We start from the raw sequence: 18,385 nt of genomic DNA, 5'->3' as shown, positions 1-18,385 counted from the left end.
TCGACGTGAAAAGGCAGGTCAGCACATGAGCAAGGCACAACGTGCGCAGGTCGACGCGATCCTGCGACAGCCGCGGCCCGCGCCGCGGAACCTGGAAGAGCTGCGCGCCGGCTACGCCGCGACGCAAGCCCAGATGGCCGTTTCGGACGGGATCCGCACCTCCGAGACGACGCTCGGCGACCGCCGCGCCCTCCTCGTCGAGCCCACCGAACGCGCCCGCCCGGGAACGATCCTGTACTTCCACGGCGGCGCCTGGAGCCTCGGCTCGCCGGAGACGGCGCTGCCGCTGACCAGCGCCCTAGTGAGCCGTACGGGGACGCGGGCCCTGTCCGTGGACTATCGGCTGGCTCCGGAGAACCCGTACCCGGCGGCGGTCGACGACGGCGCGAACGCCTACCACGCCCTGCTGAAGAACGGCGAGGACCCCGCACGCATCGCGCTGGTCGGCGACTCGGCCGGCGGCTCACTGGCCGTCACGACCGCGCTGCGGGCACGGGAATCCGGCCTGCCCGCCCCCGCGGCGGTCGTCGCCTTCTCCGGCTGCTTCGACCTGACCCTCAGCGGCGAGAGCATGGACACCAAGGCGGGAACCGACCCGATCTTCACCCGGGAGATGCTCGGACCACTGGCCGGCATGTATTGCGCCGGCCAGGATCCGCGGCACCCGCACCTGAGCCCCGCCCTGTCCGCGGACCTCACCGGCTTCCCGGCGATGCTGCTGCAAGCGGGCACGAACGAAGTCCTCCTCGACGACTCGGCACGCCTGGCGGCCCGAGCGATCGACGCCGGCGTGGACGCCGTCCTCGACGTCACCGCCGAGGTCCCCCACGTCTTCCAGTCCTTCGCCGGCATCCTCGACGAAGCCGGTCAGGCCATCGACCGCGCGGCACTGTTCCTGTCCCAGCACCTCCGCTGAGTCAGCGGCTCACGCACTGCCCCGACGAGACAGACAGGTATCCTGGCGCCATGCCCCGGTGGGAAGAAGGCAGCGGAGAGCGGATGAAACAGGCTGCCATGGAGCTGTTCGAAGAGCAGGGTTTCGAGGAAACCACCGCGGTCCAGATCGCGAAACGCGCCCGCGTCACCGCCCGGACCTTCTTCCGGTACTTCCCGGACAAGGAAGAAATTCTGTTCGCTGACGCGCACGTCCTCGACGAGGCGCTCGTCCAGGAGCTCCGGCAGACGCCCGACCTCACGAATCCGCTCGAGGCAGTGACCCGGACCCTGGCCGGTTACGACTGGGAAAAACTCGGATCACGAGACATCCAGCACCGGCGGGCCCAGATGATCGCAGCGAACCCCCGGCTGCTGGAACGCGACCTGATCAAGCAGCACCAGATGGCCGACGGGTTCCGCCGGGTGCTCTGCGAGCGCGGAATCGACCCGGACATCGCCGAACTCGCGGCCGGGACGGGAAGCCAGATCTTTCGCACGGCCTACCGGAAGTGGCTGGAAAGCAACGACAACACCGACCTGACGACCATCACCGAAACCGTCATGTCGCTGCTTTCCGCCATCGTGCCCTGGCCGGCCACACAGCACCCCTGATCGATCCGGCCCTGGCCTCGACCCCACCGGCGCCGGACGACGCCGGTGGGCGATCCACGGGAACCGGCCCATCACGAATGATCGTTCCCGCGGACCAGCCGGTCCGCTCGGGTCAGGCGACGACGCGGGTGTGCTGGACGGCAGCGGGCCCAGCCACGTACGGGCTGATCGCCGCGCGCCAATGACCGTACTGCTCGGTGTCGCGGTAACGCTCGTGGGCCTCGATATCGGTCCATTCCACGAGAAGCACGAACTTCGTCGGGGTCTCGACCCCCTGGGTGAGGCGTGCCGAGAGCATTCCCTCGGCTGCTCCGTACGCCTCGCTGGCCGCGGCATGCGCTTCCGCGAATTCCTTCTCGCTGCCCGACTTCACGCTCATCTCGGCGATTTCGAGGATCATGGTCATCGCTCCAAATTCTGGGAGGCTTCGGCGTTCCGGGAGCCTCGTGGCGACGGTCTCCGCATCCCGGATCGACTGGTCATCCGAAACCCTACACCATGATGTCGCGGCGTGACATCACTGCGATCGTGAGTCGCTTCACTTGCCGCAGCGCCGTTACCTGACGACGTGGCGGTGACACGCGGTCCTTGCGTCCCCGCTACCGGGCGGCTGGGCGGAGTTCACCAGATCAGCGAGGCCCTGCTGCCCCACCCGTGGACGGTCCTTTCCGGACCGTCCACATGGGACGAAAACGAGACGGTCCGCGCCGGGGAATTCCCGGACGGCACGATCCGGAACCCGGCGATCCCGCACCACCGATCCGGAACCCGAGGTGTCCTGAGTGGACATACCTCAGCGGGGTGCGGCCGCCCCGCTGTCCGGGACCCGGCGGGGCTGGATGCCGATCACGTCCCGGTCGGCCACCCAGACCGTCGGGCCGTCGCCGAGGGAGGCGAGCGGGATGGATTCGAGGCCGGTGCACGCGTCCCGCACCGGCGGTCCGAGGACCACCCCGGCCGCGAAACCGCCGAACGGCGGACCGGGCGTCCGGCGGCGCCGGTAGGTGAGAACCCAGCCCACCGGGTAGTCGTCGGCCAGATCGTCCAACGGTGATTCCACGGCACACCCCGGTTCGGTCGGCGATTGACGGCACTCGCCGGGGTCCAGGGCGGGTAACCCACCGTACGCGCCGGTCTCTCGGACCGGCAGCGCTGACCGGATGGATCCCGGTCAGGTCTTTCGGACGTGGCGGGTCAGCACGAGTGCGGGGTCGAGCTTCCGCTCCGCGAGCCCCCGGGCGACATCGCCGAGCAGGAGGTTGTGACTGCGGGCGTAGCCACGCAACGCGGTGAAGGCGTCGTCCATGCTGAGCCGGCCGGTCACGGCGAGGACGCCCTTCGCCTGCTCGATGGTTACCCGGCTGTTCAAGGCGGTCTGCAGTTGCTCGGACATCGTCTCCCCGCGCCGGATCGCCCGCTCCTGGAGGATGCCGATGGTCGCCGTGTCGGCCAGCCCCTGCGCCAGGTCGACATCGTCGGTCGCGAGCTCACCGGGCCGGGTGCCGAACAGGTTCAGCGCGCCCACGGCCTGCTTGCGCAGCCGCATCGGCAGCGCGTGCACCGACGCGAACCCCTGCCGGGACGCCTCCGCCGCGAACCGCGGCCACCGCGTGGCCTCCGCGGCGACGTCGGCGACCAGGACCGGCGCCCGGGTCGCGAAGCATTCCACGCACGGGCCCTCGTCGATGCTGAGCTGGAAGAGCTCCAGCAGCCGGGCCTGCTCGGTGGAGGAGGCGAGCACCTGCAGGCTCCCGCGCTCGTCGACCAGCGTGAGGCCGGCGGCGGCGACGTCGAGTAGCTCCACGCAGCGCCGCACCAGCGTGTGCAGCAGGTCGGCGACGTCGTAGTCGTCGACGAGGGTGTCGGCCAGCGCGACGAACGTCCGGGTCACCTGTCGTTCACGGTCGGCCATGCCCACCACCTCCTGAATGTTCGTCGTGTGTCTTCATCGTGGTCCTCACCAGGGCTCCCGGTCCACTTCGAGCCGCCCGGCGACGATGTCGGAGGCGACGTCGCGCAGCGCGCGGCTGTGCCCGAACGCATACGCGCGCATCCGGGCGAGCGCCTCCGCGGCCGACAGGTCCAGCTGCGCGATCAGCATGCCGGTGGCCTGGTGCACCTCCCGGTGCCGCATCCCGGCCCCCTCCATCCACCGCCCGTCGCCGTCGAGCCACCGGTCCCCGCCGAGCAGCCCGGACAGGGCCAGCGCGGCGAGGTCCGCGACCTGCAGGGCGGTCGCGAGCTCGTCGCCGGCCAGCGAGCCCGGGGTCGCCCGGTAGGTGTCCAAGGTTGCCACTCGCACGACCCCGATCTGCAGTGGGAAGGTGAACAACGCCGCCACCGCCAAGTCGGCGGCCTGCGCGGCGAACACCGGCCACGCGGCGGGCAGCCCGGCGGCGAGATCGGCGACCAGAACCGGGCCGCCGTGGGTGTAGGCCTCGAAACACGGCCCTTCCCCGAGGGCGAACTGCAGTTCGGCCAACGCCGCACTCACCGCGTCGCTGGTGTAGACGACCTCCCGTTGGCCGGCGTCGGCCATCACCGACACCGCGGCGCCGTCCACGGGGAGCAACCGGACGCACGCGCGGCACACCTGGCCGACCATGTCGACGCCGCTGCCGGACTGACCGCCGGCGAGCGCGGCCAGCACGCTCGCCCGCAGGACGTCGATCTCAGCCACGGGACACCCGCCGCCGCATTTGTCCTCCTCCGAGTCGGTGTTCTCACACCACACCGACTCGGAAAAGACAGGGTCCGGATCAGCTCCGCCACCGCGGGTGCGTTCCCCGGAACCCTACCGCGCGTGGTCGCCCCGTGCCGGGGCAAAACCAGCCGAAGTACGGCGCGAAGGCAAATCCGGAAATAGGTGGTACTCGATCCGGTGGTCGAGATTTCCCGACGGCCTTCCAGCACCGACAGAACTGTGGGCTGAGGTCGAGCAGCGGCGAGCGAGCGAACTGGTTTTACTCCGATCACCCCGAGCCTTCTGGGCTACACTCTGTGCATCGACCGCGCCGGCCTCCGTGCCGGCTGTCGATACGCGTCCCGCTCCGGACCCCGGCGGTACGACCAAAAGAGGTCGGCTACCGGCGGAGGATCCGATGATCGTCGTGATGCACGGGCAACCGGCGGGCGTCCGGCAGCTCTCAAGTCGATGAGGCGCCCCACGGCATCGCCCGAGGAGACCGGTACCACCGGACTTTCCCGCGAGCAGCGCCATCGCGGAGCCCGGGTGGTGGCATCGTTCGCGAGCGACGCCGGTGACCGCGCGTCCCTGTTTGCCGCACTCGGGCTGGAAGCCGCCGAACCCTCCCTCCGCGGCACCCCGGTCGGCAGCTGCCCCGTGCCGCCTCCCGAGATCGAGGCGAGTTCATGATCAGTGAAAACGGCCTGCACCTGGTGCCGGACTACCGGGCGGAGTCGACCGTGGCGACCGTGACCGGCACTCTGACTTCGGCCAACTACGTGACGGCGTGCTCAAGGTGGCCACGGACGCGCCGGTGAGCGTCATCGCCGACATCCGGGGCCTCGACATCGGCGACACCACCTTGATGACGGTGTTCACCGCGATAGCGGCGCGGATCGACGCTTGGCCGGGGATCCCGTTCGCGGTGGTGACCGACCACCCGGACCACGTGGCACGGCTGGCGAAGCAGGCAGCGGACCGGTTCGTGCCGATCCACGCCGACGTCCCCGCGGCCGAGCGGGCACGCGACCGACCGCCCCGCCGACGGGCCCTGCAGCTGCTGGCCGCGTCGCCACAGGCATCTTCGGTCGCACGGGCGTTCGTCGGCCGTGTCTGCGAGCAGTGGCAGGTGCAGGAGCACGTCGACGACGCGCGCCTGGTCGCGACCGAGCTGGTGGAAAACACGGTCCGGCACACCACGTCGCACCCCCGGCTGCGGCTGGAGCTGCGCCGGGACACCTTCATCATCTCGGTGGCCGACGACGACCCGCGCGAGGCCGTACTGCTCGAGCGCCCCAGGGAGCACGGTCTCGGACTCCGGCTGGTCGCCGAGAGCACGCGTGCCTGGGGGTGCAGCCGGTCCTGGGCCGGCGGCAAGGTCGTCTGGGCCGTCCTGATGCCGCGCCGACCTCGGCACCGCCGAGTAGCGTCGGACGCTGAACCTCAATCGTGATCGCCGGCGGTGACGAGCTCCTCGGCAACGCGCTCCGGCACACCGCGTCGTCGCCCGAGCTGCGCCTCCGCCGCTGGTCAGGCGGGAAAGTCGTCTGGGCGACCCTCGCGGTCTCCCACCGCAGCTGAAGCTCCGGGCCTTCTGCGTCCACCGGTGTGCGCGCAGAATGGCCGGTGTGCCCCTTCTCGGTCCTGATCCCGACGAACCCCTGGCCGGCCCGCGTGACGACCTGGTCGTGTCGGTCCGCGCGGTCGGGGGAGCGCAGGTACTGACCGTCGAGGGGACCGTGGACATCCGCACCGCGGCACGATTGTCCGAAGCCGTCACCGAGGTCATGGCCCGAAGGCCGGCCAGGGTGGTCATCGACCTGACCGCGGTGGACTTCCTGGCCTCCGCCGGCCTGCACGTCCTGCTCGTCGCCCAGCACGCCGCCGGGGAGCACACCCTGCTGCGGGTGGTCGCGACCGGCCCGGGCTTGCGCAGTCTCTCCCTCACCGCGTTGGACGAGGTGCTGGCGGTCTACCCGACGCTGTCCGACGCCACCGGCAGCTGAAACACCCGGTGTCGGTCGAGCAGTACTTGCCCGAGTGCCCCGGCCGTCGCCTCGATGTCCGCGGTGGTGTGCGCTGTGCTGAGGAAGACCTTGCCGGAGGGCATGAACAGGAAGCCCCGCCGCAGCATCCCTTCCAGGATCACCGTCCAGAGCCCGCCGGTGCCCCGGAGTCCGGTCGCCCCGTCCGCGGAGACGTACTGGAGGAGCGAACCGACCCGGTTGAAGCTGCCGCACCCCGGAACCGAGCGGAGAACACCGCCGACGAGGGTTTCGAACTCGGCCGAGGTCTCCTCGAGCGCCTCGTAGACCGCCGGGCCGGCCAGGGCGCGCATGGTGGCGTCGACGGCGGCGAGCGCGATCGGGTTGGCGTTGAACGTTCCGGCGTGGACGACGCCCGCCGTCACCTGATCGACCAGATCCGCCCGGCCGACGACGGCACTCTGGGTGAAGCCTCCGGCCATCGCCTTTCCGAAGACGGACAGATCGGGGCGCACGCCGTACTTCTCGGCCGCGCCGCCGCGCGCGATCCGGAATCCGGCGATCACCTCGTCGAAGACGAGGACGACACCGTGGCGGTCACACAGGTTGCGCACCGTGGACAGGAACTCCGGCTCGGGCGCCCGGACACCGGCGTTGCTCATCACCGGGTCGACGAGCACCGCCGCGAGGTCGCGTTCGACAGCCTCGCCCAGGAGGCGCTCGACCATCGGCACGTCGTTGAAGCGCGCGATCACCAGGTCGTCCAGCACGCTCGGCGACTGTCCCCGCCCGCCCGGTGACGCGGGCCGATCGCCGTCCTCTTCGGACATGCCGGCGTGCACGCTGTCGTGCCAGCCGTGGTAGCTCTTGGCGAACTTGAGGACGCGGCGCCGCCCGGTCGCGGCCCGGGCGAGGCGCAGCGCGACCTGCACCGCTTCGGTCCCCGTGTTGCTCCACAGCAGCCGCTCGCCGTGCGGCACGGCGTCGAGGACCGCCTCCGCGGCCTGGTATTCGAGGGCGTGGCCGGTGCCGACCACCTGCATCTTCTTCGCGACCTCGGTCACGGCGGACAGCACGCGCGGGTCGCCGTGGCCGAGTACGAGTGGCCCCCAGGCCATGACGTAGTCGACGTACCGGTCGCCGTCGAGGTCCCAGACGTGCGCGCCCCGCGCCTCCCGCACGAAGAGCGGGTGGGGACGCATCGCGGCGCGCAGGCCGGACCCCACGCCACCGCCGACGCTGCGGCCCGCACGTTCGAAAGCGAGCCGTGACGATTCCAGAGCCATCAGTACTTGATCACCGTCCGGATCCCGACGCCGCGTTTCATCTCGTCGAACGCCTCGTCGACGTCCGCCAGGCCGATCACGCGCGTCACCAGCGAGTCGAGATCGATGCGGTGGTTCAGGTAGTGCTCGACCAGCAGCGGGAAGTCGACGGCGGGCTTGCTCGAGCCGTAGTTGGAGCCGACGAGCGAAAGCTCCTGGTCGGACAGGACGAAGGGGTCGATCGAGACGCGCACGCCGTCCGCCACCTGGCCGGCCACGACGGCCCTCCCGCCCCGCGCCAGCACCGCGTAGGCCGACTCGATGGTGCGCAGCAGCCCGATGGCCTCGATCGCGACTTCCACCCCGCGTCCGCCGGTGAGCTGGGAGACCCGGTCTTCGAAATCCTCCCGCGCGCTGTTGATCACGTCCGTCGCACCGAAGACGCGCGCCTGCTCGAGCTTCCGGTCGGAGAGGTCCGCGGCGATGATCCTGCGCGCGCCGACCAGGCGAGCACCCTGGATCGCGTTCAGCCCGACGCCGCCGCAGCCCAGCACCAGCACGGTGTCGCTCGGCCGGATCTTCGCGGTGTTCACCGCCGCCCCGACCCCGGTCGTGACCGCGCACCCGATCAGAGCCGCCTGCTCGAACGGCGCGTCGTCCCGGATCGCGATGGCGCCGGATTCGGGCACGAGCGTGTACTGGCCGAACGTGCCGAGGCCCGCGAAGCTGTGGACGTCCCGGTCGTCCGCCGCCGTGACGCGGGTCCGGCCGTCGAACGACAGGTGGTTCGCCGAGTGCCGGCTGACCATGTCGCAGAGGACGGGCCGTCCGCTGACGCAGTAGCGGCACCGGCGGCACGACGGCGTCCACGACAGGACGACGTGATCGCCCTCCGCCAGGGTCGTGACGCCTTCGCCCACGCTCTCGACGATTCCCGCGCCTTCATGACCGAGGATCATCGGCGCGGGCACCTCCCATTCCCCGACGAGCACGTGCAGGTCGCTGTGGCACACCCCGCTCGCTTTGAGCCGCACCAGGACCTCACCGGGCGGCGGTGTGTCGGGGAGCGAAACCCGCTCGACGGTCAGCGGCGCGTCCGGCGCCCGGAAGACGGCGGCGTCGAATTCGATGGTCATCGCAGGGTCCCCTCGCGGATGAGCTTCTTGTTGGCGAACTCGTCGATCCCCGCCCGGCCCAGTTCGCGGCCGAAGCCGGACCGCTTGATCCCGCCGAACGGCAGTTCCGGCCCTTCCAGGCCGACACCGTTGACGAAGACCATGCCCGCCTCGATCCGGTCGGCGACGCGCATCGCCTGCTCGGGATCGGTGGTGAACACGTAGGAACCCAGCCCGTACGGGGTGCTGTTGGCCAGCTCGACGGCCTCGGCTTCGGATCCCGCGCGGTAGACGGTCGCGACGGGGCCGAACAATTCCTCGGCGGCCGACGGCGAAGCCGGCGACACCCCGGTCAGAACGCCCGGCGGGAAGAACGCGCCTTCGCGCCGTCCTTCGCAGACCAGGGTCGCGCCTTCGTCGACGACCCGCCGGACCTGGTCTTCGAGGCGCTCGGCGGCCGTCACCGACGACAGCGGAGCCAGTCCATCGGCCTTGGCGAGCACCTTTTTCGTGAACCTGTCGAGGAATTCGTCGTAGATGTCGTCCGCGACGATGAACCGCTTGCCCGCGTTGCAGGCTTGCCCGGTGTTCTCGAACCGGGCGTCCACCGCGGCCTGGACCGTGGCATCCAGGTCCTCTGTGGACAGCACGATGAACGGGTCCGAGCCGCCCAGTTCCAGCACGACCTTCTTGAGGTTGCGGCCTGCCGTTTCCGCGACCTGCGCTCCGCCTCGCTCGGAACCGGTGAAGGACACGCCTTGCACCCTGGCGTCGGCGATGGCGTCGGCGACCTGTTCGTTGGTCGCCTGGACGTTGACGTAACCGCCCTCGGGAAACCCGGCGTCGGCGAAGATCCGCTGCAGGGCCGCGGCCGACTCCGGGCATTGCGGCGCGTGCTTGAGCACGATGGTGTTGCCCAGGGCGAGGTTGGGCGCGGCGAACCGGGCGACCTGGTAGTACGGGTAGTTCCAGGGCATGATGCCCAGCAGCACGCCGATCGGCTGGCGGCGGATGACCGCCGTGCCCTCCCCCTCGAGCAGCTCGACGGGCTCGTCGGCGAGGAACGACTCCGCGTTCGCGGCGTAGAACGCATAGATGGACGCGCTGAACTCGACCTCGGCGACGGCCTCGTCCAGAGGCTTGCCCATCTCCTCGTGTGCGAGGCGGGCGAGTTCACCGCTGCGCGCGGTGTGCAGGGCGGCGACGGTGTGCAGCAGTTCGGCGCGCTGAGCCACCGTGGTCGCTTTCGCCCGGTAGGCCTTCTCGGCCAGGTCGATTGCCCGGTCCATCATGAATTCGCACCCGCTTCCTGAGTCGGTTTCGCGCTCGGGGCCGCGTTGTGGTTGTCCAGCGCGCGGTAGGCGAAGAAGTAGACGAACCCCTGGGTGCCCCACGTCGCCAGCGCGGCGGTGTAGAAGAACGTGCGGTTCGCGTCGTCGAACGGGAAGGGGAAGAAGTCGTAGACGACCGCGATCGTCGTGGCGGTCACCGTCACCAGGCCCGTCCAGACCGCCGGCCACCTCGCGCCGACGTCCCAGAGCCGCTTGGCGAACGACGCCAGGAAGACCGCCGAGACGAGGTTGACCACGACGTAGAACGCGGCGACGGCGAACGCGGCCTTGTCGGTGTAGGGGTCTTCGCCGTGGAAGTGCCGGAGGAACAGCCCGGCTACGGCGGCGAGCGCGAAAACGCCGACATCGACGGCCACGGACGGCTTGTAGCCACGGGTGACCTTCATCAAGCCCATGACGAGGATGAGCGTGATGCCGACCGACCGCGAGAAGGCGTCGAAGAAGTACGCCACGCCGTACAGCACGCTGCTCTTGTCGCCGCCGAGCAACGACCAGACGAGGAAGTTGCTGCCCGAGGTCGCGACGACCATCCATTCGAGACCGAGCAGGTAGTTGCCGTAGCGGCGGATGAACCGCCAGCCGAAGAAGTAGCCGACGAAGATCATCCACACGTCGGCGAGCAGGAAGACCACATCTTTCATCGCAGCGACACCTCGCGAGAAACCATGGCCGCGACGCGCTCGGCGGCGCGCTGACCGCTCAGGACGGCACCGTTCATGCTGCCCGCCCACTCCCCCGCGGTTTCGGTGCCGGCCCAGTGGACGCGCCCGTGGGGCTCGGTGAGCGCCGGGCCGTAGGTCGTGGTCGCGTACGGGGCGACAGCCGGATTCGGGCCGCCCGGGGCGAACGGTTCCGCTCCCCAGCAGTGGTCCACGTAGTCGAGAGGGGCGCTCGCCTGCGTGCCGTACAGCTGGACGAGCTGCCGCAGCACCATGCTGCGCCGGGTCTCGGGGCTGAAGCCGTCGAACACGCGCGGGTCGCAGAACGCCATCAGGACGCCGGGGCCACCATCGGGCGAGACGTCGAAGGTGATGAACACGGACCCGGTGTCGGTCACCGCCTCACCCGAAAGCCCGTTGGTCCGCCAGAACGGCTTCTCGTACGCGACGAACGCCTTGCTCAGCACGCCCATGCGCCACGTTTTCGCGAGCCCTTCGACCGGCGCGGGCAGGGCCGGGTGGAAGGCGATGTCGGCGCGGTGCGCCGGTGCCGTGGCGACGATCGCGTACTGCGCCGTGATCTCTTCCGAGTCGGTGCGGACCATGACGCCGTTGTCGTCCTGGCTGATCCAGCGCACCGGTGTCCCCAGGACGACGCGGTCGCCGAGCCGGTCCGCGACGCGCTTGGCGATCTCCTGAGTGGTTTCGGTGTACCGGTCCTGCTGCTGGCCGCCCTCCACGTCGAGCATGTGGTCGACCCCGCCCGCCGCGCGGATGTAGCGCAGCGCGTGCAGCAGCGAGACATCTCCCGGGCTGCAACCCCACTGCACCTTGCTGACGACGGTCATCATGGCCCGGGTGACCGGCTGCGCGTTCTTCCGGTCGAGCCATTCGCCGAACGAAACCGCGTCGAACTCGCCGGCCCGGGGCGACTTCCACGCCGCGTCGACGTCGATGGTGGCGACCAGCTTGTTCAGCGCCAGCTGGATGCGGGTCAAGTCGACCAGCGCCGCCGGCGAGACCTTGGGAATGGTGCTCCGGTAGGTGCGGCGCCGCCCGGCCAGCCACAGGACGTTGCGTCCCTGGGCGAACTGGCCGGTCGTGGTGCACCCCACGCGGTCGGCGAGATCGCGGATCGCCGTGTGCCGCCTGGCGACCCACGTCGCGCCGAAGTCGACCTTCACCCCGGCCACTTCGCCGGAGAGCGATCGGCCGCCGACCCGGTCGCGGCCTTCGACGACCCGGACGGACCGGCCCGTGCTCACGAGCCGTTCCGCGGCACTCAGCCCGGCGAAGCCGGCCCCGACGACCACGACGTCGACCGAGCCGGCCGCGGGGTGGCGCTCACGAGATGGCGACATGGTTTTCTCCTTTTCAGTACGCACGAGCGGCAGCGCGAAGAGCGCGGCGCCGGCTGCCGTTGATCAGGTCGGTGAAGCGGTCGAGGGCCGACACCAAGCGGAGGCCGCGCGGCCCGACCATCGCGAAGGGCGGGAACTTCGGCTTCGCCGCCCAGATGCCGTCGAGGTCCTCGTGCCGTGTTCCGTCCACAATGGAGTCGGCGATGAGTGATCCGACGTACGGCGCCTGGGCCAGCCCGTGTCCGTTGCACGCGATCGAGTAGTGGACGTTGTCGCCGATGCGGCCGGCGATCGACAGCCAGGACGACGTGATCGCGATCCAGCCGCCCCACGCCCGCTCCACGGCGACGTCGGCGAGCGTCGGGAACCGGGTCGCGAACGCGCCGGCGAGCTCTTCGACCAGCTCGCGGTCCGGGGCCTTCGCCGGCAGCGGGTAGGTCAGGCCGCGCTCGACGCGCCGGACGCCGAACACGATCGTGCCGCGCGCGGTAAGGCGATAGTGCTCCATGACCTGGTGCTGGGTGATCACGCCCGACCGGCTGCTCCAGCCCAACGCGGCGAGCCGCTCCGGGGCGATCGGCTCGGTCTCCATCTCGGCGAGCCACAACGGCACCGAGAGCCGTTTCGGGGTGATGTCCCACTCCCCCGAGTAGGCGTTCGTCGCGAGCACCGCCTGATTCGCCCGCACGCTGCCGCCGGGGGTCGCGATGACGACCTGGCCGTCGCGCCGCGTCACGTCGGTGACCTTGGTCCGTTCGTACACCCGGGCCGGCGACGACACCAGGACGCGGCGCATTCCCCGGCTCAGCTTGCCGGGGTTCAGCATCCCGCCGATGGCCTCCCGCATGCCGCCGACGAAGCCGCGGGGAATGCCGAGCTCCTCGCTCGTACCGACGCGACCGCGCCCGCCCGCGCGCCGGAGGATCGCCGCCACCGTCCGCGTCCTGAGCATCTGCCCGTGTCCCACCGCGGCGAAAGCCAAGCCGTTGGGCTCGTAGTCGCAGTCGATGCCGTGGGTCTTGATGAGGTCTTCGACGAAGCTCGCGGAGTTCTCGGCCAGCCGCACCATGCCGGGCACCTTCTTGGGGTAGAAGAGGCCCAGGAGACGGAGGTCCCCGCCCGGCACGCTCGCGATCTGGCCGCCGTTGCGCGAACTGGATCCGTAGCCGCAGAACTCGGCCTCCAGCAGCACCACGTCCCGGCCGCGCTCGGCGAGCCGCAGCGCCGTCGCCATGCCGCCCATGCCCCCGCCGATGACCGCGACGTCGCACGTGAGGTCGCCGTCGAGGCTGGGCAGGACGTCGGCGGGCGGGTCGATCCAGCCGCTGAAGGTACTGCACTCGACGTTGTCGATCCTCATGATGACGCGCTCGCTTTCCCTTGCGTCGTGGCATGTTCCGCGAGGTACCGGGTGATGGGCTCGACGAGAGCCTCGGGGATGTGGTGGCCCATGCCGGGGATGACGACGTGCCGGGCGTCGCGGATGGCCTTCGCCGTCGCGGCGCCGCCGCTGGGCGCGACCAGCAGGTCACGGTCGCCGTTGATGACCAGGGTGGGCGCGGTGATCCGGCGCAGCTGGGCGGTGCGGTCTCCGGATGCCTGGATCGCCTGGATCTGCCGGGCCGCGCCCGCGGCCAGGTCACCGGTCGCGCGATCCCAGCCGCCCGCCGCGGTGGCGGCCTCGGCGGCGTCGTCGATCGGGTACGCCGTGCCGGAGACGTGGCTGGTGATCCGCAGGTGCGCGCGCACGGTCGCGGTTCTCGTCCGCGCTGGTGGGGCGGCGAGGAGCCGGATCGTCGACCGGGCCGGCTGTCCGACCTTCTTCGCGCCCGTGGTCGAGAAGATCGAGGTCAGGGACAGCACCCGCGCGGGTTCGGCCGCGGCGACCGTCTGCGCGATCATCCCGCCCATCGACCGGCCGGCGAGGTGGGCCCGCCGGATGTCGAGGTGGTCGAGGACGCCGACCGCGTCGGCGGCCATGTCCGCCAGCGTGTAGGCGTCACGGCGGGGACGCGCGAGCACCTGGCGCCACAGCCGGGGCGACGGGGTGGTCACGAACGTCGACCGGCCGACGTCGCGGTTGTCCATCGTGACGACCCGGAAACCCCGGGCGAGCAGCGAATCGACGAACGAGCCGGGCCAGAAAGTGAGGTCCTCGCCCAATCCGGCGATGAGCAGGATCACGGGATCGGCTGGGTCGCCGTGGTCGCGGTAGCAGATGGTCGTGCCGGACGGCAGCGCCGCGTAGTGGTCTTCAGACACGGGCGGACCGCCGTCCGGCGGACAGCGCGGCGCCGAACTCGAGGTGCTCGTCGGCGACCGGACCGCGCAGCGCCTTGGCGTCCTCGGGGTAGGACATCGCCATCCGCCAGGGCGCGGTGTCTCCTTGCTTGGGCAGGATCTTCTCGGCGCGCTTGGCGTAGCCGGCCTGCAGGTCCATCACCGGCCGGCGCGGCGTGCCCGCGGGCGCGACCGGGACCACCCGGTCGTGGCCGTGGGCGTCCATGTGCCGGACCAGGTCGATGAAGTAGCGGCACATCAGGCTGACCTTGAGCGTCCACGACGAGGTCGTGTAGCCGATCGCCATCGCCCAGTTCGGGATCCCGCTCAGCAGCATTCCGCGGTAGCTGACCGAATCCGCGAGGTCGATCTCGCGTCCGTCGACCACGATCGGCATGCCGTCGAACAGCCGCATGTTCAGCCCGGTCGCGGTGACGATGAGGTCGGCTTCCAGCTCCTCGCCCGATGCCAGGACGATGCCGCGCTCGCTGAACCTCGTGATCGTGTCGGTGACGACGGAAGCGGTGCCGGCCTTGATCGCGTCGAAGAAGTCGCCGTCCGGGGCCAGACACAGGCGCTGGTCCCACGGGTCGTACGGCGGCGTGAAGTGCTTGTCGACGTCGAATCCCCGGGGCAGGCGCTTGCGGTTCTCGCGCCGGATCACCGCGCGCCCCAGCTTGGGGAACGCCCGCAGGGCCTTGACGGTCGCGTGTTCGAGCCAGATGTTCTTGAACCGCGTCGCGGCGTACCCGCGCTTTTCGCCCAGGAGCTTCGTGAGCGTCGTCGCGACCCGGTCGACGCGGGGCAGCGCCATGACGTAAGTCGGCGTGCGCTGCAGCATCGTGACGTGCCGGGCGGCGGTGGCCATGGCCGGCACCAGCGTGATCGCGGTCGCGCCGCTGCCGATGACGACCACCTTCTTGCCGCTGTGGTCGAGGTCCTCGGGCCAGTGTTGCGGGTGGACGATCCGGCCCTCGAACTCGTCGCGTCCCGGGAACTCCGGTGAGAAACCCTGGTCGTAGCGGTAGTAGCCGGTCGCGGCGAACACCCACCGCGCCCGGATCGTCTTCGTCGCGCCCGCGGCCTCGACGCGCAGGGTCCACTTCGAGTCCACTGAGGACCATTCCGCCCGGACGACCCGGTGGCGCAGCCTGATGAGGCGTCCCAGGTCGTTCTCCTCGACCGTCTCCTGGAGGTACTCCCGGATCAGCGGGGCGTCGGCGATCGCGGCCTCGTGGCGCCACGGCTTGAACTCGTAGCCGAAGGTGTGCAGGTCCGAGTCCGACCGGATGCCGGGGTACCGGAAGAGATCCCAGGTACCACCGATGTCGTCGCGACCCTCCAGCACGACGAGGGACTTGCCCGGGAGCTCCCGGCGGAAATACGTCGCCGCGCCGATCCCGGAAATCCCCGCGCCGATGACGACGACGTCGAACTCCTCGTCGGCGTTCAGCACCTCAGCTGCCATGGTCTGTCTCTCCTCGCTGAGCCGGCTTGTGATGGCTAAACTGTCGCCAAGCCATGGCCGCGGTCACAACGGCAGCGGGCACAGGGTTCGCGCGGAGCTGGTGCACAGTGCACACTTCGGGGATGGAAGAGCTGTGGCCGGCGCCGCCCCTCGAGGTCGCCGACGCGATCCGGTCCGTGTGCCAGCGGCTCCTGGCGGACACCGAAGCGCTGACCGACGCCATCTCGACGCTCGCGCTCACGGCACAGGACGACCCCGCGCTGCTCTCGGACGCGTCACTGGCCGAAGAGGACCGTCACCTCAACCGCTCGGATCTCGTCCAGTGGCTGACTTCGAACATCCAGCACCCGGGGCGGCGCGTGGAACCGTACGTCGGTCCGAGGATCACCGCCTACATCAGCGATCTCGTGGCCCGCGGCATCGCGCCCGACTTCGCCGGGGGGTGGCGAGCGGCGCTGGGGATCGGCTGGCGCCGATGGCTGGAGGAATGCGTGGAGTGCTGCGCGGATCGTGACGTGCTGGTGGGCGTCTTGGACATCTCGGCGAAGTCGCTGGTGCAGTACGCCCTCGACTCGGTCGCGATGCTGCGCGAAGCCAGCCTCGCCGCGGCGATGGGCAACGCCGACGCCGAGGCGATCGCGCTGATCCAGATGATCGCCGGCGGGGCGCCGGTGTCGGAGGACTTCGCCGAGGGACGCCTGCGCTACCGGATGGCGCGGTGGCACGTCGGCCTGGTGCTGTGGGTCGACGATCCCCGGCACCACGACGCTTTGGACGAGGCGATCGCGGCGGTGCGCTCCACTGCGGAGAGTCGGAACACACTGGTGGCCCGGGCCAGTGCCACCTCACGCTGGCTCTGGCTGTCCGGAACGGATTCGGTCGAGCTACCGCGGATCGAGGAAGTCGTAGCCGAGGAGATCCGCGTGGCGGTGGGCAAGCCGGGACGTGGACTCGGCGGGTTCCGGTCCAGCCACCAGGACGCCCTCGCGGCCCAAGCGCTGGTCGTCCGGCTCGGCTCTCACCGCCGGTTCACCGCCTACGCCGACGTCGAGCTGATCGACGCCCTCACCCAGGACCCCGCGAGCGCCCGCCGGTTCGTCGGCACCACCCTCGGTCCGCTGGCCGACGCCGACCCGGAGCTGCGGCGGACGCTGCTCACCTACGTGCAATGCGGCTTCAGCACCACCCGGGCCGCCGCGGCCCTCTACGCCCACCGCAACACCGTCGAGCGGCGGGTCTCGCGGGCCAACGAGCTGGCCAACGTCAAGGTCGAGGACAACCCCACCCACCTCGCCGCGGCACTGCTCGTACTGGACGTCGCGCCCGAGGTCATGACCGGCTGAGCTGCCGGAACCAGCGCAGGGCGGGCAAAGCCAGCAGCGTCGCGCCGGACAGGGCGACGAACGCGAGGGCCGGGCTGGTCACCAGGAATCCGACCACCGTCGCCAGCACGACCCCGCCCAGGTTGCCCGCCATCCAGATCAGCCCGGCGGCCGTGCTCTCGGCGTCGACGGCGTGCCGCTCGCTCAGCGAGAGCACGATGGGCAATGCCGGCAGCAGCACGAAACCCGTTCCGAGCAGGGTCAGGAAGGCCATCGGAGTGCTGGGCACCAAGGCCAGGTGCAGGCACGCCACGGCCGTGAACGCGATCCCCGTGCCCATGAGCGCGACCTCGCGGCCGCGCCGGTCCGCCCACACCGGCACGACGGCGCAGCCGAGCACCCCGGCGATCATGGTGCCCGCGAGGATCAGCCCGGCGGTGGCTTCCGGGACCCCGGCCGGGGCCAGCAGCGGTTGCGCGAACGTCGCGAGCGCGATGAACGTGCCCATCGGGATGGCGACGACCGCGCACAACCGCCGGACGTACCGGTTGCCGAACGCCGCCCGCACGGCCCGGAGACCGCCCGTCACCGGGCTCGTCCGCGTCGGCGGGGAGCGCAGCGCTCCGACGAGACACAGCCCGGCGTCCAGCGCGATCAGCGCGGTGACCAGGGTGAGGAGCCGGATGTGGCTCTCGCCGGGCAGGAACGCGCCGAGCAGGTACCCGAGGACCATGCCGCCGAAGGTGGCGGAGGACGCGGCGGCGATCCCGGTGGCGCGGTCCTTGGCGGCCAGGTAACCCACGGCCAGCCCGGGGATGGCGTTGAGGACGAACGGCTGTCCCGCCGCGGCGACGACCTGCCCGATGAAAGCCCAGGTGAAGTCGTCGGCGACCAGCCGCAGGAACGCCCCGGCGGCGGTCAGGGCGGCACCGACGACGAGGGCCGGCCGGAGGAACCGGTCGAGCGCGAGACCGGCCGGGATCGCGAGAAGCACGTAGACCAGCGGGAAGACCTGCGACAGCCACCCGATCTCCTCGACCGAAACGCCGAAGTGCCGCGCGGCGTCCCCGGTGACGGGCGCGTAGGTCACGAAGAGCGCCTGACTGGCCGCGGCCAGCAGCCCGTAAGCGAGAAAAACCGTCCACCGGCTCTTCACCTGCTGCTGCGCCTTCGGGACGGCTTTGCGCGCGAGCCGCGCCCTGCGGGGCGGAGCGTGCAGACCGAACGACTCGCCGCGCCTGCGGGCGGTACTCCCGATCACTACGGTGGCGACCGCGACCACACCCGCGGCGACAGCACCCCGCACTCGCCGCTGAGGGGACGTCAAATCCGGCATGTGATTGT

19 protein-coding genes are annotated in these 18,385 nt (G+C 70.7%); 6 read left to right on the top strand and 13 right to left on the bottom strand.

Annotated features, from left to right (window positions below):
• Nucleotides 1-25 precede the first annotated feature (25 nt).
• The gene (locus ABZ342_RS17385; RefSeq protein WP_360473859.1) at nucleotides 26-916 is read left to right on the top strand and encodes an alpha/beta hydrolase; all 891 of its coding nucleotides are present in this window, start codon (nucleotides 26-28) and stop codon (nucleotides 914-916) included.
• A gap of 83 nt (nucleotides 917-999) precedes the next feature.
• Nucleotides 1,000-1,548 carry a TetR family transcriptional regulator gene (locus tag ABZ342_RS17380; RefSeq protein ID WP_360473857.1) on the top strand — a complete coding sequence of 183 codons (549 nt, stop codon included), beginning with the start codon at nucleotides 1,000-1,002 and terminating at the stop codon, nucleotides 1,546-1,548.
• 112 nt (nucleotides 1,549-1,660) lie between these two features.
• Here ABZ342_RS17380 and ABZ342_RS17375 read toward each other — a convergent pair whose 3' ends face one another.
• The 4 genes from ABZ342_RS17375 to ABZ342_RS17360 form a co-directional block, all read right to left on the bottom strand.
• Entirely contained in the window at nucleotides 1,661-1,954 is a 294-nt protein-coding gene (locus tag ABZ342_RS17375) for an antibiotic biosynthesis monooxygenase (protein ID WP_230862862.1), read from the bottom strand.
• 387 nt (nucleotides 1,955-2,341) lie between these two features.
• Nucleotides 2,342-2,608 (bottom strand): hypothetical protein, encoded by a 267-nt coding sequence (locus ABZ342_RS17370; RefSeq protein ID WP_360473855.1) that lies wholly within the window; start codon nucleotides 2,606-2,608, stop codon nucleotides 2,342-2,344.
• A gap of 111 nt (nucleotides 2,609-2,719) precedes the next feature.
• Entirely contained in the window at nucleotides 2,720-3,460 is a 741-nt protein-coding gene (locus tag ABZ342_RS17365) for a GAF and ANTAR domain-containing protein (protein WP_155546738.1), read from the bottom strand.
• 45 nt (nucleotides 3,461-3,505) lie between these two features.
• Nucleotides 3,506-4,228: a GAF and ANTAR domain-containing protein gene (locus ABZ342_RS17360; RefSeq protein WP_360473853.1), complete on the bottom strand. Its 723-nt coding sequence runs from the start codon at nucleotides 4,226-4,228 to the stop codon at nucleotides 3,506-3,508.
• 793 nt (nucleotides 4,229-5,021) lie between these two features.
• Between ABZ342_RS17360 and ABZ342_RS17355 the strand changes: the two genes are divergently transcribed.
• Genes ABZ342_RS17355 through ABZ342_RS17345 form a run of 3 tightly spaced genes read left to right on the top strand, consistent with a single transcriptional unit; the run spans nucleotide 5,022 to nucleotide 6,240 of the window.
• Nucleotides 5,022-5,687, top strand: coding sequence for an ATP-binding protein (locus ABZ342_RS17355; protein ID WP_360473851.1), 666 nt, complete (start codon nucleotides 5,022-5,024; stop codon nucleotides 5,685-5,687).
• A complete protein-coding gene (locus ABZ342_RS17350) occupies nucleotides 5,684-5,815 on the top strand; it encodes a hypothetical protein (RefSeq protein ID WP_360473849.1) in 132 nt (43 codons plus the stop codon). Before ABZ342_RS17355 ends, ABZ342_RS17350 begins: the two co-directional genes overlap by 4 nt.
• Before the next feature lie 47 nt (nucleotides 5,816-5,862).
• Nucleotides 5,863-6,240 carry an STAS domain-containing protein gene (locus tag ABZ342_RS17345; protein ID WP_360473847.1) on the top strand — a complete coding sequence of 126 codons (378 nt, stop codon included), beginning with the start codon at nucleotides 5,863-5,865 and terminating at the stop codon, nucleotides 6,238-6,240.
• Here the strand turns inward: ABZ342_RS17345 and ABZ342_RS17340 are convergent.
• From ABZ342_RS17340 to ABZ342_RS17305, 8 genes are read right to left on the bottom strand one after another with little or no spacing between them, the layout of a single operon-like run.
• Complete coding sequence (locus tag ABZ342_RS17340; protein ID WP_360473845.1) at nucleotides 6,207-7,505, bottom strand: aminotransferase class III-fold pyridoxal phosphate-dependent enzyme; 1,299 nt, start codon at nucleotides 7,503-7,505, stop codon at nucleotides 6,207-6,209. The genes ABZ342_RS17345 and ABZ342_RS17340 overlap by 34 nt on opposite strands.
• Nucleotides 7,505-8,620, bottom strand: coding sequence for a Zn-dependent alcohol dehydrogenase (locus tag ABZ342_RS17335; protein ID WP_360473843.1), 1,116 nt, complete (start codon nucleotides 8,618-8,620; stop codon nucleotides 7,505-7,507). The genes ABZ342_RS17340 and ABZ342_RS17335 overlap by 1 nt, the downstream gene beginning before the upstream one ends.
• Nucleotides 8,617-9,891, bottom strand: a complete 1,275-nt coding sequence (locus ABZ342_RS17330) for an NAD-dependent succinate-semialdehyde dehydrogenase (RefSeq protein ID WP_360473841.1) — start codon at nucleotides 9,889-9,891, stop codon at nucleotides 8,617-8,619. The genes ABZ342_RS17335 and ABZ342_RS17330 overlap by 4 nt, the downstream gene beginning before the upstream one ends.
• A complete protein-coding gene (locus ABZ342_RS17325; protein WP_360473839.1) occupies nucleotides 9,888-10,592 on the bottom strand; it encodes a transporter in 705 nt (234 codons plus the stop codon). Before ABZ342_RS17325 ends, ABZ342_RS17330 begins: the two co-directional genes overlap by 4 nt.
• Nucleotides 10,589-11,971: a flavin monoamine oxidase family protein gene (locus ABZ342_RS17320; RefSeq protein WP_360473837.1), complete on the bottom strand. Its 1,383-nt coding sequence runs from the start codon at nucleotides 11,969-11,971 to the stop codon at nucleotides 10,589-10,591. Before ABZ342_RS17320 ends, ABZ342_RS17325 begins: the two co-directional genes overlap by 4 nt.
• Before the next feature lie 13 nt (nucleotides 11,972-11,984).
• The gene (locus tag ABZ342_RS17315) at nucleotides 11,985-13,331 is read right to left on the bottom strand and encodes an FAD-binding oxidoreductase (protein WP_360473835.1); all 1,347 of its coding nucleotides are present in this window, start codon (nucleotides 13,329-13,331) and stop codon (nucleotides 11,985-11,987) included.
• The gene (locus ABZ342_RS17310; RefSeq protein WP_360473833.1) at nucleotides 13,328-14,233 is read right to left on the bottom strand and encodes an alpha/beta fold hydrolase; all 906 of its coding nucleotides are present in this window, start codon (nucleotides 14,231-14,233) and stop codon (nucleotides 13,328-13,330) included. Before ABZ342_RS17310 ends, ABZ342_RS17315 begins: the two co-directional genes overlap by 4 nt.
• Nucleotides 14,226-15,719 (bottom strand): NAD(P)/FAD-dependent oxidoreductase, encoded by a 1,494-nt coding sequence (locus tag ABZ342_RS17305; protein ID WP_360473831.1) that lies wholly within the window; start codon nucleotides 15,717-15,719, stop codon nucleotides 14,226-14,228. Before ABZ342_RS17305 ends, ABZ342_RS17310 begins: the two co-directional genes overlap by 8 nt.
• 122 nt (nucleotides 15,720-15,841) lie before the next feature.
• On the opposite strand from ABZ342_RS17305, the gene ABZ342_RS17300 reads away from it, so the two are divergent.
• Nucleotides 15,842-17,062 (top strand): helix-turn-helix domain-containing protein, encoded by a 1,221-nt coding sequence (locus ABZ342_RS17300; RefSeq protein WP_360473829.1) that lies wholly within the window; start codon nucleotides 15,842-15,844, stop codon nucleotides 17,060-17,062.
• Here ABZ342_RS17300 and ABZ342_RS17295 read toward each other — a convergent pair.
• Nucleotides 17,049-18,377, bottom strand: a complete 1,329-nt coding sequence (locus ABZ342_RS17295; protein ID WP_360473827.1) for an MFS transporter — start codon at nucleotides 18,375-18,377, stop codon at nucleotides 17,049-17,051. The two genes, ABZ342_RS17300 and ABZ342_RS17295, sit on opposite strands and share 14 nt — an antisense overlap.
• Nucleotides 18,378-18,385 lie beyond the last annotated feature (8 nt).

Source organism: Amycolatopsis sp. NPDC005961 (assembly GCF_040629235.1).
GTDB lineage: Bacteria > Actinomycetota > Actinomycetes > Mycobacteriales > Pseudonocardiaceae > Amycolatopsis > Amycolatopsis camponoti.
The sequence above is the reverse complement of the archived record's forward strand: the minus strand, read 5'-3'. Positions and strand labels throughout refer to the sequence as shown.